This is a genomic window from Weissella ceti, assembly GCF_018394055.1.
Taxonomy (GTDB): Bacteria; Bacillota; Bacilli; order Lactobacillales; family Lactobacillaceae; genus Weissella; species Weissella ceti.
Map to the genome: position 1 here is coordinate 1,386,872 of NZ_CP074441.1, position 13,923 is coordinate 1,400,794.

Genomic DNA, 13,923 nt, shown 5'->3' on the forward strand with positions numbered 1-13,923 from the left:
GCCACCTAATTAGTTAACTGGCCATCATTTTATGTTACATACTATTTAAGTTAACTAACCCAGCTTTTCCATGTAGTAATTTACAAACACTTCGCCTCGTAATTCAGCTTGATTTTCTCGTACCACCTGATATCCATGACGCTCAAAAAATGGCTTAGCCGTAATTGAGGCATACGTTGTTATTTTGTCCATGGCATAACTATTTTCGATGTGCTTCAATAATCTTGTCGCAATCCCTTGGCCCTGATAATCTTTATGCACGAACATATTGTCTAAATAACCAGCATCATCCATGTCCGAAAATCCAATGATGGCATCTTCTTCTGACAACATCACGAATGCATGATTATCATCGCGCATTTGGAATCGTCGTGGATCTAATTCAGCCCATACTTTCACCTGTTGCGGAGAATAATCTGGTTGATTAACCGCTAAGATACATTCTTTAATCATCGTCATAGTCTCAGTTAGATATTTATCTTCATACGCTTGTATTCGCATATTCCTTTCCTCTCTTTATTTACCTGCCATGTCTGTACACCCACAACATGATTGTGCATATTATAAAAAACATTGTGTTTTTTAATTATTTAAGCGTATATTGAATATATAAACATATGTGTACATATCAGAATAGGAGCTATATTTATGCAACGTTGGTTACCACTTATTATCGCTGTTACTGTGAGTGTTATTGTAACAGTAATTAGCTTTATCGTATTGAAAGACTTGTCCGTTGGCGAAATCCTATCCATTCTTTCTAGCTTATTTATGCTATCTGCTATTGTGCTTTACTTCATTGATAAGCATCAAAAGTAGGCACAGCAGCATACAAAAAAGGAGTTCATCTTAGGATGAACTCCTTTTTCATTTATATGATTTAACTAAACTTGATTAAACGAACATGCTCAAGATTAGGGCCATTACCAAACCAACGATGGCAATGATTGTTTCTAGAACAGTCCAGATCTTCAATGTTTGCTTAACATCTAAGTCGAAGTATTCCTTAAACATCCAGAATCCAGCGTCGTTCACGTGTGAAGCAGCCAATGATCCGGCACCGATAACGATAACCATCAAGGCTGGGTTAACACCAGCAGTTGCCATCAAAGGTCCAACCAACCCAGCAGCTGTCAAAGCAGCAACTGTAGCTGATCCCAAAGCAACACGCAAGATAACTGTGATAATCCATGCTAGCAACAATGGTGAGATTGTTGATCCTTGGAACATTGCAGCAACTTGGTCAGCGATTCCACCGTCGATCAAGATTTGCTTGAACGCAGCTCCACCACCGATGATCAATAGCAACATAGCGATTGAGCTGATAGCTCCTTCAACTGTTTCTGCCATTTCAGAAGATGTCTTCTTTTGCAACCATCCCATTGACCACAATGCGAATAGCAATGAAATGATCATGGCTCCAACAGGGTTACCGATCATTGTAACGAATGAATCGAATCCTTGTGGATCAGTAAATGGCTTACCGTTGTTGTAAACCATTGTGTAGATAGTTGTCATAGCCATCAAGATAACTGGGAACAAGCTAGTCAACAATGACAATCCGAATGAAGGTGTCTTGGCTAGATCAAATTCCTTGATTTCTCCAAATGAGCTCAACTTACGCTTAACAACGAACGCTTCAGGAGCGTAACGTTGTGCCAAACGTGTAAAGATTGGTCCGGCGATGATAGCAGCTGGTACAGCAACGATCAAACCGTAAATCAAAACTTCACCAGTATTAGCTCCCAAAGCTGTTGAAATAGCTGTTGGGGCTGGGTGAGGTGGCAAGAATCCGTGAGTAACTGACAAAGCAGCTCCCATTGGAATACCCAAGGCTAGCAAAGGCATTTCAACTTCAAGCGCGATAACGAAGATGATTGGAATCAAGATAACCATTCCAACTTCGAAGAACAAGGCGATCCCCAAGATGAAGGCCGCAACCATAACAGCTAATTGAATACGCTTCTTTCCAAACTTTTCAATTAGTGTGTGGGCAATACGGTATGCTCCACCAGCATCAGAAACCAAACGTCCCAAGATTGCTCCGAATCCAAAGACGATGGCCAATTCACCCAGTGATCCTCCAATACCAGTTGCGATTGAGTGTGGAATTTGTGCGAAGTCCATACCCAAACCTAGTCCAACTAGCACTGCTGTGAAGATAAGTGAGATGAATGTATTTAATTTAACTTTCACGATTAGGAATAGCAAGAAGACAATTCCTAGAAATAGTGTAATCATTGATGATATGATTTTTCTCTCCTATATATTTTTGTATGTAGATTATTGTACGGGTTTTCCTTACTTTTTGCAAACGGTTTCAGTGTTTATTTTTAGTTTTTTTAAAGGTTTCCTTGAAATAAATCGCTTTCATCGTCAATATTTAACATTTTTAAAATAAATACCCTTTGTATCAACGCTAGCTTTGCAATTCATCTGAAAAAACAGGTACAATATACCTATTACAAGCGTTAGAAAGGACGTTAACATGCAATTCATTTCATGGAACATCGACAGTTTGAATGCTGCAATTCAACATAAATCTCCTCGTGGAGAAATGACTTGGGCAACTCTACAAGCCATTGCAAAAGCACAACCTGATGTTGTGGCTATCCAAGAAACCAAGTCTCCTATTTCTGGGATGACTGGCCCTCAAGAAAAGGTCATTCACGAACTTTTCCCCGACTACTACGTTTACCAAAACACAAGTACAGAACGTAAGGGTTACTCAGGAACAATGATGTTGTCAAAGACAGCACCTATCAGTGTTGATACACCAAGCATCGATGCCCCGGATGGTATGGATACAGAAGGCCGTATCTTAACTCTTGAATTTGAAAACGCCTTTGTTTCTACTGTTTACACCCCTAACTCTGGTCGTGATTTGGATCGTCTTGCAGATCGTCAAGCTTGGGATGAAAAATACCAAGCTTACATTGAATCACTTGATGCCAAGAAGCCAGTCATCTTCTCGGGGGACATGAACGTTGCCCACCAAGAAATTGACTTGAAGAACCCTAAGACAAATCGCCGCTCTGCTGGATTCACTAACGAAGAACGTCTTGGCTTCACCAACCTATTGTCTGCTGGTTTCGTAGATACATTCCGTTACCAACACCCTGATACTATCGAAGTCTACTCATGGTGGGCACAAATGTCTAAGACATCAAAGATCAACAACACTGGTTGGCGTATTGATTACTACCTGGTGTCAGAACGCCTAACAGATAATATTGAAGAATCAGGGATGTTAGATACTGGCGATCGTCAAGATCATGCACCTGTGACGTTGTCATTAAAGAATTTCGAATTATAATCCTTCTTATTATGAGGTGAATAACAAAAAAGGTAAGCAATGTTGGCCAATAACCATCCTTGCTTACCTCTTTTTATTGTGTTTCACGTTCTATTTTATCGATTGAATGGATTATTTACACTTGAATGCTTTAAATATCATTGTGCCCAGCAAAATCAACCAGCCACTAATCGATACCCAAATACTTACCAATGACACCATTGATATTTTGTATTCGACAGATACTTCATTCTGCCCTAATTGTTCTTTGATAATTAGATTACCAAGGTCGGTTGTCTTTAAATCATTTGCGGTCACAACATGACCATTGACTGTTACTTCTGAACGATGATACGCAAATAGCGGAATTTCTTTCTCGGTGTTTCCCTTCCCCTCCCAAGAAAGCTTCACTTTTCCATTATCGTCGATTTTATGTGCAAACTTATTAATTACAAAAATAATTCGTTCCTTGTAAATTCGATAGAATTTATTTACATGACTTTCTTGTTTTCTAGTAGGCAGATAGTCTGGTGTTGTGCGATCAACCGTCATTATAAATTCACTTAATTCATCTGAATGTAGTAAACGCTCAACATCTTTTGCAGTTCTTGGAGCTTGTATATTATTGTAGGATTTAGGAAATAAGAGGTTTGGACTTTTGATATGTAAAGCCTCTTTAATTGTCTTGTCTGGACTCCTATAGGTATTGATTTGTGGTTGGAAAATTGAAAACATCATAACAAACATGGACAACACGGCCATGCATCCGGCAATAACTTCGATCCACTCTGTGTTTCGAGGTTCTTTCAGTACATCAACAAGCATTGCCACAACACCTAATATAATTATTGCAAACCCTAGATAACCAATGCGCATAGGCATTTGTAGTAGGCTGCCTAGTGCTGGCATCTGCGCGTCAATCAGATGCCATGGGGTTACACCTGAACCCACTATCACATACCCTAACCCACTAATTAAGATTACCTTCGTCGTCGACTGTATTTTCGTCCAAAATACGACCAATCCAACCAACCCAACCACCACGCACAAGGTAATCATTTGATCAGGTAAAAGCTTGTTAGTTGGATCCATAATATTAAGCACACCATCCATTAATTTCATCTTAGTTGGACGTAATAAATGATTATTGCGGCTTAATTCGATAAACGGTACCAAAACATTTAAACTTAAAACGATAGATGTCATGGCCCCTACAACCAGATACCCAACATGTTTCAGTTTATCCGTTGATTTGATAATTCCTCTCAAAGTTGGATAAATCAACACTGGCAACATAAACAAGACCGAAATAAGTTGAATTTGGGCTAATGCGCCAATAAGTACGCCCAATCCAACCATATTCTTTAATGACCAATTGCCCTTGTACAAATTGACCATCGGTATAATAAATAAGGGTACAATTGCAAACCCAAATGATCTAAAGGTTCCAGTGGTAATAAATGGATAAATCGCGTGCGATGATAGATACAACATCCCTAAAAAGACAGATAATCGTGTACTAAACCCCAGTTTTTGTCCTGCATAATACATTGATAATCCCGCTACCATAAATAGTACAATGAATGACAACAATTGGAATTTAAACCATGAACCGACTAACAGTAATAATCCCCCCAATAAATATCCAATCAAAGGACTATAAAGCTGATTAACAATTCTCCCAGCTTGTTGGAACGTATACAAGTTTAGAAAACTAAAGTTGTGTTCTTTAATTTGCATCGCTGCTTCATAAATCCGATTATACTGAAAATAAGCATCCGTTCCCAGAACACCCGTTTTCGAATAGATAAACGGAAGTAATGCAAAACAAGAAACTAATAAAAAGACCAAAAAGATCCCCAAATTTTTCTTCCAAGACGACATACTAACCCTCCTATATTGTGTAAACTCCATTTTACCATGCCACTATATTCGTAAATCTAATTGAATATACAAAAAGACCACTTCTGATAGTCCAGGAGTGGTCTTTTCTAACTCTAATTATTACAAAATAATTTTTAGAATTGGTTTTCTAGCAATGTCTTGATGTCTGACAAGTATGGTTGGCGTGGGTTGGCCGTTGTTGTTTGATCATCGTATACCAAGTCCAACAACCCCTCTAGTTGGGCATCAAAGTCCTTCTTAGTAACACCATTTCCTGACAATGTCACATCGATATCTAGACCATCAGTCAATTCCTTGATCTTAGCTAGCAAAGCATCTACCAAAGCAGCGTCATCCTTACCAGTCAAACCAATGTAACGAGCGATATCAGCGTAATCCTTTTGGGCTGTGTAAGTTTCGTAACGAGGGAATGGTGTACGCTTTACGTTTCCACTTACCGCGTTGAACTTAATCACTTCTGGCATAGCAATTGAAATTGATAGTCCGTGTGGCAAATCGAAGGCTCCACCAGTCTTGTGCGCCAAGGCGTGGTTAATTCCTAGGAATGCATTCGCAAATGACATACCTGCCAAAGTTGAAGCATAATGCATGTTCGCACGTGCTGATTGTCCTTCCTTAGTTGGGTGACTTGCATCGTACTTGTATGAAGTTTCCAAGTTTTCGAAGATCAACTTGATGGCTTGCAACGCCCATGGACGTGTGAAGTCTGATGCCATAACTGAGACGTATGATTCTAGTGCGTGTGACAAAGCGTCCATTCCTGAGAAGGCAACTGTGCGCTTTGGTACTGTCATCACGAATTCTGGGTCAACGATGGCGACTTGTGGTGTTAATTCGTAGTCAGCCAATGGGTACTTAACGTGTGTTTCGTCATCGGTAATAACTGCGAATGGTGTCACTTCTGATCCAGTTCCAGATGTTGTTGGAATAGCCACCATTTGTGTCAAAGTTTGGTTTTCAAATGTCACGATACGCTTACGGATATCGATGAACTTTTGTTGTAGCTTACCAAACAATGTCGCAATTTGTGCTTCATCATCCAAAATTCCGGGGTGGTTTTGTGCATATTCGTATAGGTAACGACCAACCTTACCAGCATCAAGCGCTGATCCTCCACCTAGCAAGATAACTGTGTCAGGTTGGAAGTCACGCATTTGCTTAGCAATCGCAACTGCTTCACTAATCATTGGGTCAGGTTGTACTGATCCGTAGATGCTTGTCTTTACCGCATTTTGGCGCAAAGCCAATTGTTCCACAACCTTTTCAACGAAGCCAAATTGCACCATTCCCGGGTCAGCAACGATGAAGGCACGTTCCATGTTAGGCATGTCTTGCAAGTATGAAATTGCGTTTGATTCGTAGTAAATTTCTTCTGGCAAGCGGACCCATTGTGGGCGGTTACGACGATGCGCAACAGTCTTAATGTTCAAAAGATCGTTTGTTGATAGATTGTGTGACAATGAATTCTTCCCCCATGATCCCGTTCCAAGCGTCAATGATGGGCGCATGGCATCGTTATAAATATCTCCAACTCCACCTAGAGCATCTGGTTGGTTAACCAAGATACGTGATGCTCCGATGGCATCAGCGTATTCCTTAACGAAAGGATCATCTTGGGCCCCAATTTGAATTGCAGCGTTGTGACCAGCTCCTTGGTAATCCAACAAAGCTTGGACAATTTCAATTCCTTCTTCACGTGAACCAGCCTTGTAGACTGACAAAAGTGGGCTCAACTTTTCTGATGAAAGAGCTTCACCGATGTTTTCCTTATCCAATTCGAACAAGATAACATCCTTTTCAGCCGGCATCTTTACACCAGCGTTATCAGCAATTGTACGTCCGGGCATTCCAGCGATTGGTCCAGTAACGCCGAATCCTTCCGCATTAGCCTTGAAGACGTAATCAGCTAACTTTTGGTGTTCCTTCTTTGGTAGCAAGTAAGCCCCTTGTGCTTGAACTTGTGCCATGAATTCGTCATAAACTTCTGCCGCAATAACAACTGAATTTTCAGTTGCACAGATCATTCCGTTGTCAAAGCGCTTTGATAGTAACAAGTCTTCAACGGCACGGTTTACATTCGCAGTTGCGTCAACGTAAACGGCTCCGTTACCAGCGCCAACACCCATTGATGGGTTTCCTGAACGAAGCGCTGCGTTAACCATTCCAGGTCCCCCAGTTGCCAAGATTGAGGCAATGTCTGGGTTTGTAATCAACGCGTTCGTGCCTTCCATTGATGGCTTTTCAATCCATTGGATGAAGTGCTTTGGTGCCCCAGCTGCCAAGGCTGCTTCGTATACGATTTGTGCAGCGTGTGCAGATGACTTTTGTGCTTGTGGGTGGAAAGCAAAGATGATGGCGTTACGTGTCTTGGCTGTCATCATTGACTTGAAGATTGTTGTTGAAGTTGGGTTAGTTGTTGGCACGATTCCAGCCAAAATTCCAAGTGGCGCTGCCAATTGAACGGATCCCGTTACCTTATCTTCACCGATTACACCAACCGTCTTGTCATGCTTGATTGAGTTATAAACTGATTCTGATGCAAACTTGTTCTTTGTATCCTTGTCTTCGACAACTCCACGGCCAGTTTCATCGTGAGCTTCGTGGGCAAGTAATAGTGAGTTTTCCGCTCCAGCCAAAGCCATTGCTTCAACTACGCGATCAACTTGTTCTTGTGTGAAATTTTGGAATTCTAGCAAAGCTTCTTTTGCGTTGGCAACTAACGTTTGTGTCATTACTTCTGCGGCTGCTTTCTTTTCCTCAGGAGTCATGTTGTTTTGCTTATCTGTACTCATGTTATTTTTCCCCTTGTTTTTCAAATCTTTTAATATCTCATTTATCTACACACTTAGTGTAACACTTCACAAAGAGATGTCAATACACTTTGATAATCTTTTCACAAAAATTTCATTCGCATTGCTACAGCAGTACTTCTACGCCTTCCAAAGTCATTGTGATTTAAAACACATGACGTTCTGTACGAAAAAAGAAATTTAGGAAATTTCGACTTTTTTTAGTATTCATTTTTTCACAACAATAAACCCTTTCACCTGCCTATATATAAGCATCCTGTCTTTTATTGTGAATTTTTATGCGCATAAATTGAGTAGAACTCTTCTTATTACTTTTAAATCGATTTACGTTTTTTAAAACTGGCCTTTCTTTTTCGATTAGCATGTATTATCATTTTAGCTGTACTCAGAAAGCGCTTTCAAAGAGTAGTCAATATCGCATGTTCAAATAGTTTGAGCATGTTTTCACAACTGCACACGACGAAATAGGAGATTTATGATGATTGATAATCCAGCAATTCAAGTGAATTCCGAAATTGGGAAGTTGAAGTCAGTTTTGTTACACCGTCCTGGAGCCGAAATTGAAAACATCACGCCAGATTCAATGGAACGTCTATTGTTTGATGACATTCCATTCTTGAAGATTGCGCAAGAAGAACACGATTTTTTCGCCAAGACACTGCAAGACAACGGTGTTGAAACAGTCTATATTGAACAACTACTAGAAGATGTCTTACAAGATGAAGAAGTTCGTAATCAATTTTTGACACGATACTTAAACGAGCACTATTACACTGGTGCTGCGATGCGCGATATTCGAAACTACTTAAACACACTAGATGTTCATACGATGGTTGCCACAATCTACGCTGGTATCCGACGTGAACTGGTGGATTTGTCAGAACCCAACCTACACGACGTGTCTGGGTCTGATGCTCAAAATGCATTCTTGATTGACCCACTACCAAATGCGTACTTTACACGTGATCCGCAAGCCATGATGGGAAATGGTTTGACAATTAATCGTATGACATTTGCTGCTCGTCGCCCTGAATCATTGATTACTGAATTTGTCATGCAATACCACCCACGTTTTGCCGGTAAGGTTGACGTTTGGTTGGATCGTAATACGGATTCACGTATCGAAGGTGGAGATGAATTAGTCTTGAACGACCACACATTAGCCATTGGTGTGTCAGAACGTACTTCAAGTCGTGCTATCCAAGCATTGGCTGAAGAAATGTTCAAGAATCCAGATAGTAAGTTCGATACTATCGTAGCCATTGAAATCCCACACAACCACGCAATGATGCATTTGGACACAGTGTTCACAATGGTTAACCATGACCAATTCACTGTCTTCCCTGGCATCATGGACGAAGACGGTAAGATGAACATCCAAATCCTACGTCCTGATAAGGACGGCAATGTGACGCTTCATCCTCGCACGAACTTGAAGAAGACATTGATGGAAGTGCTAGATTTGCCTGAACTAGACCTGATTGAAACTGGTGGCGGTGATCCAGTCATTGCCCCACGTGAACAATGGAACGATGGATCTAATAACCTGGCAATTGCGCCTGGTGAAATCGTAACCTACGATCGTAACTACGTCTCAATTAAATTGATGGAAGAACACGGAATCAAGGTTCACCAAATCAAGTCAAGTGAACTGGCTCGTGGTCGTGGTGGTGGACGTTGTATGAGTCAACCTATCTGGCGTGACAACATCTAATCCATTCAATTACCCAGAAATCAAATCAAACACATAAAAGGAGCTCAATAATGGTTGAATTAGCACAATTACAAGGTATGCAAGGTCGTTCATTCCTAAAGGAAATTGATTACACACCCGCAGAAATGCACGCTTTGGTTGATCTTTCAATTGAATTGAAGGCTGAATTAGAAGCCCAAAAAGATGGTGGTCCTGTTGTAACGAAGTACTTGCATGACAAGAGCATTATCTTGTTGTTCGCTAAGACTTCAACACGTACACGTTTGTCATTTGAAATTGGTGGTGACGAATTAGGTGCTAACACGGTCTACATTGACCCAACTTCAAGTCAATTTGGTAAGAAGGAATCGGTTGCCGATTCAGCACGTGTCTTTGCTGGTATGGCTGATGGAATTGAATACCGTGGATTCGCCCAAGCAGATATGGAATTGATGGCTAAGCATGCCATTGACTCAAAGGGACGTCATAAGCCAGTATGGAACGGGTTGACTGACGAATGGCACCCAACCCAAATGATCGCTGACTTCATGACTGTGAAGGAAGAATTTGGTCACTTGGGTAACGACATTACATTGGCCTTCGTTGGTGATGGTCGTAATAACATGGCCAACTCATTGCTAGTTACTGGATCAATGTTAGGTGTTAACGTGCATATCGTTGCCCCTGCAGACTTGCAACCAACACAAGAAGTTCAAGACATTGCCAAGAAGTATGCTGCTGAATCAGGTGCCAAGCCAATGGTTACAGCTGATTTGGATGAAGGTGTTGCTGACGCTAACATCATCTACAACGACGTGTTCGTAAGTATGGGAGAAACTAATTGGGAAGAACGTTTGACCCAATTGGTACCATACCAAGTCAACATGCCATTGTTGAAGAAGTCAAAGCACTTTGGCAAGGACTTGATTACAATGAACTGTTTGCCAGCCTTCCACGACTTGAACACTTCAGTTGCCCAAGACGTTCACGAAAAGTACCCTAACCTAGTTGGTACTGACGGAATCGAAATCACTGATGAAGTCTTTGAAGGACCACAAGCACGTCATTTCCAAGAAGCGGAAAACCGCAAGCACTCAATTAAGGCTATTATGGTCGCAACTTTGGGTGACTTGTCTCTATATCCAAAGCAATAAGCGCTAGAATTGTTGCAAAAAATGAATTGTGACATTGCGTTACAATTCATTTTTATTTTACGGAGAGAGTATTATGGAAAAAGCAGAGGTTAAGAAATTAGGCCTTGTGGCCCTAATTAGTGGGATTGTTACCAGCTCATTAGGATCCGGAGTCTTCAACGTATCATCTACACTGGCCCAAGGAAGTACGGTTGGTGTATCAATTCTAGCTTGGTTATTCGTCATGGTCGGTATCGGTGCCCTTGCCTGGGTATTCGCTACCCTATCAAACCTATTTCCTAAGCTAACAGGTGTCACTGACTATGCCTTAGAAGGAAGTGGTAAAATCGCTGCCGTGGCATCTGGGTTCGCCTACTTCGTCAGTGGATTCTGTGGAAACCTAGCCTTTCTTTTGATGCTAGGCCAAGCAATTAGTTACTTCTCAATTTACATCCCTGCGCTAACCCCCTTAGCCGATGGAAGTAATGTGATTACAATTATTTTTGTCTCAGCTTTCTCATGGATTTTGACATGGTTCGTGATTAAGTATGGTGTTGAAAACATGGTGAACTTTAACACCATCATCACCTTCTTCAAGGTTGGTTCATTAGTTGCCTTCATGTTGTTTGGGGTTATCTTCTTCCAAGCTGGTATCTTCACTTCCCACTTCTGGGAGTCATTTGCCAACAACATGGGTAATCTTTCATTCGGCCAAATGACCGGTGAAAGCTTCTACAACCAATTTAGTACTGGAATTCTATCAATGATTTTCTTGTTCGTTGGTATCGAAAGTGCTTCAATGATGGGTGATCGTGCCCAAAAGAAATCAGACGTTGCTAAGGCAACCATGATTGCGACATTCATCTTGTTCTTTATGTACTTCGTCATTACCCTATTGCCATTCGGCATGTTGCCACAACAAGAGTTAGCTAACATTCAAGAACCAGCCCTAGTCTTTGTTGTTCAACAAACGGTTGGCCCAATCGGTGGTGCCTTGATGAGTCTAGCTCTGATTATTGCGCTAGTTGGTGCTTTGATTAGCTGGTTCTTACTACCAGTTGAACCTTTGCAACGACTATCATCACAAAATATTTTCCCTAAGTGGATGGGTAAGACCAATGCGATTGGTGCCCCCGTCAATAGTTTGATTTTCACGCAAGTATTGATGCAATTGTTGATTTTGACACTGTTCTTTACTGACTCTGCCTACATCTTTGCATTAAGTCTGTGTACCGTTGCGATTGTTATTAGTTACTTCTTCGTCGGTTTATTCCAACTACAAATTGGAATTAAGCGCAAGAGTGCTGCATTGATTATCCCTGGCTTGATTGTGGTAGTATTCGAAATTATCGCTGTTGCTGTTTCAGGAATTCAATACCTTGCCCTATGTTCATTTATCCTAATCATGGGATTTGCATTTTATGTCCAACATCAGGGTGCGGCTAACATTAAGCGTGGTGAATGGATTACCATTGCCATTACAGCGGTTGCTACTCTTTTGACTATCGTTGCACTTGTTAACGGGTCAATCACATTGAGTTAACGTTAATTCGGAAAGGATCGTATTATGCAAAAAAGAGTTATTTTCGCCCTTGGTGGAAACGCCATTTTAACGAACGATGCTTCTGCTGAGGCCCAACAAGATGCCTTGAAGGCCACAGCTAAGAAGCTTGCTAATTACGTCCGTACACATGATGGTACACAATTAGTCATTACCCACGGAAACGGACCACAAGTTGGTAACTTGATGCTACAACAATCTGCTAACCCATCTGAAAAGAATCCCGCCATGCCACTAGATACCGTTGGTGCGATGACACAAGGTGAAATTGGTGTCTGGTTAGCTAATGCACTAAATGATGAATTACCAAACAGTGACGTCGCAGCCCTCCTAACACGTACGCTCGTCGACAAGAACAACCCCGCATTCCAACACCCTACGAAGCCAATTGGTCAATTCTATACCCAAGAAGAAGTTTCAGCGCTCCAAACTGAACACCCTGATTGGCAATTCGTTGAAGATGCAGGTCGTGGCTTCCGTCGTGTGGTTGCTTCACCAGAACCAATCGGTATCGTTGAGGCTCCAGCCGTTGAGGCACTAACAAACGCCGGTGAAATTTTGATTGCCGGTGGTGGTGGTGGTGTTCCAGTCATTCGCGAAGACGGCCAATACATTGGTGTTGAAGCTGTTATCGATAAGGACTTCACCTCAGCTAAATTAGCTGAAGTGGTTCAAGCGGATGAATTGATTATCTTAACTGCCATTGATCAGGCCATGATCAACTATGGTAAGGAAAACCAAGAACCTTTAGGTACTGTTACTGTCACTGAAATGAAGCGTCACGTTGATGACAATCAATTCGCTGCCGGTTCTATGAAACCAAAGATTCTCGCATTATTATCATTCGTTGAACGCACAGGGAAACCTGCAATTATGACAAGTCTTGATAATGTTGGTGATTATGAAGAAAACGGTCGTGCCACAATTATTGTGCCTGACTAATATCGGCTTAATCACCACTTGCTTTACCCGTCTATTTTTTAAACTCCAGATAAAAACATATAGACTTTAAAACCCACACAGTCCCCCTAGCTGTGTGGGTTTTTGTGTGTCGTAAATATCACAATATAAAAATACATCCCCAGAAACCAGATGTTTCCAGAGATGTACTCACAAACTTATTAAATAACGACTCCATTTATATTGACTTAATGATAGATCCACAAACCAAGCAATGGTCGTTGATTACCAATATAATATTCTAACTTAGGACGCACCTCACTAAAGACTGGCGGGTTATCGACGCCAACTTTATAATTCCGCAAGGCCATATGTTGGATATGTTTGACCACATCTGATAGACACTGCGCATCCCATTTCCCGGCATCTACCACTTGATATGCCTCTAACAATGCTCGCCTTAATCGATTATATCGACGGCCATATTCCGGTTGCGCAATCGCATTATATACTTCCGTCAACAGTGCTTTAATTTCTTCTTGGCGTTGTTCCTTCATCAACTGTTTCTTCTTTTTATTAAACATATCCGCTACTTTCTCCTTGTTCACACAATTTGATTTCAAAAC

Annotated in this window: 11 protein-coding genes; 6 read left to right on the forward strand and 5 right to left on the reverse strand. The window is 41.2% G+C overall.

Annotated features, from left to right (window positions below; genetic code table 11):
• Window positions 1–54: 54 nt before the first annotated feature.
• Window positions 55–501 carry a GNAT family N-acetyltransferase gene (locus KHQ31_RS07265; RefSeq protein ID WP_213408910.1) on the reverse strand — a complete coding sequence of 149 codons (447 nt, stop codon included), beginning with the start codon at window positions 499–501 and terminating at the stop codon, window positions 55–57.
• A gap of 147 nt (window positions 502–648) precedes the next feature.
• On the opposite strand from KHQ31_RS07265, the gene KHQ31_RS07270 reads away from it, so the two are divergent.
• Complete coding sequence (locus tag KHQ31_RS07270) at window positions 649–819, forward strand: hypothetical protein (protein ID WP_213408911.1); 171 nt, start codon at window positions 649–651, stop codon at window positions 817–819.
• Between the two features lie 75 nt (window positions 820–894).
• Here KHQ31_RS07270 and KHQ31_RS07275 read toward each other — a convergent pair whose 3' ends face one another.
• Window positions 895–2,241: a gluconate:H+ symporter gene (locus KHQ31_RS07275; RefSeq protein ID WP_213408912.1), complete on the reverse strand. Its 1,347-nt coding sequence runs from the start codon at window positions 2,239–2,241 to the stop codon at window positions 895–897.
• A gap of 247 nt (window positions 2,242–2,488) precedes the next feature.
• Between KHQ31_RS07275 and KHQ31_RS07280 the strand changes: the two genes are divergently transcribed.
• Window positions 2,489–3,316 carry an exodeoxyribonuclease III gene (locus KHQ31_RS07280; RefSeq protein ID WP_213408913.1) on the forward strand — a complete coding sequence of 276 codons (828 nt, stop codon included), beginning with the start codon at window positions 2,489–2,491 and terminating at the stop codon, window positions 3,314–3,316.
• A 111-nt stretch (window positions 3,317–3,427) separates the two neighbouring features.
• Here the strand turns inward: KHQ31_RS07280 and KHQ31_RS07285 are convergent, their stop codons facing one another.
• Entirely contained in the window at window positions 3,428–5,179 is a 1,752-nt protein-coding gene (locus KHQ31_RS07285) for a hypothetical protein (protein WP_213408914.1), read from the reverse strand.
• A 134-nt stretch (window positions 5,180–5,313) separates the two neighbouring features.
• Window positions 5,314–7,992: a bifunctional acetaldehyde-CoA/alcohol dehydrogenase gene (gene adhE, locus KHQ31_RS07290; RefSeq protein WP_213408915.1), complete on the reverse strand. Its 2,679-nt coding sequence runs from the start codon at window positions 7,990–7,992 to the stop codon at window positions 5,314–5,316.
• Between the two features lie 496 nt (window positions 7,993–8,488).
• Here adhE and arcA point away from each other — a divergent pair, with 496 nt between their 5' ends.
• From arcA to arcC, 4 genes are all read left to right on the forward strand, one after another.
• Entirely contained in the window at window positions 8,489–9,724 is a 1,236-nt protein-coding gene (arcA, locus tag KHQ31_RS07295; RefSeq protein WP_213409733.1) for an arginine deiminase, read from the forward strand.
• A 50-nt stretch (window positions 9,725–9,774) separates the two neighbouring features.
• The gene (gene argF, locus KHQ31_RS07300) at window positions 9,775–10,857 is read left to right on the forward strand and encodes an ornithine carbamoyltransferase (protein ID WP_213408916.1); all 1,083 of its coding nucleotides are present in this window, start codon (window positions 9,775–9,777) and stop codon (window positions 10,855–10,857) included.
• A 73-nt stretch (window positions 10,858–10,930) separates the two neighbouring features.
• On the forward strand, window positions 10,931–12,379 hold the full coding sequence (locus tag KHQ31_RS07305; protein ID WP_213408917.1) for an APC family permease: 1,449 nt from the start codon (window positions 10,931–10,933) through the stop codon (window positions 12,377–12,379).
• A 24-nt stretch (window positions 12,380–12,403) separates the two neighbouring features.
• A complete protein-coding gene (arcC, locus tag KHQ31_RS07310; protein WP_213408918.1) occupies window positions 12,404–13,339 on the forward strand; it encodes a carbamate kinase in 936 nt (311 codons plus the stop codon).
• A 206-nt stretch (window positions 13,340–13,545) separates the two neighbouring features.
• On the opposite strand, the gene KHQ31_RS07315 is transcribed toward arcC, so the two are convergent.
• Complete coding sequence (locus KHQ31_RS07315) at window positions 13,546–13,881, reverse strand: hypothetical protein (protein WP_213408919.1); 336 nt, start codon at window positions 13,879–13,881, stop codon at window positions 13,546–13,548.
• Window positions 13,882–13,923: the final 42 nt, after the last annotated feature.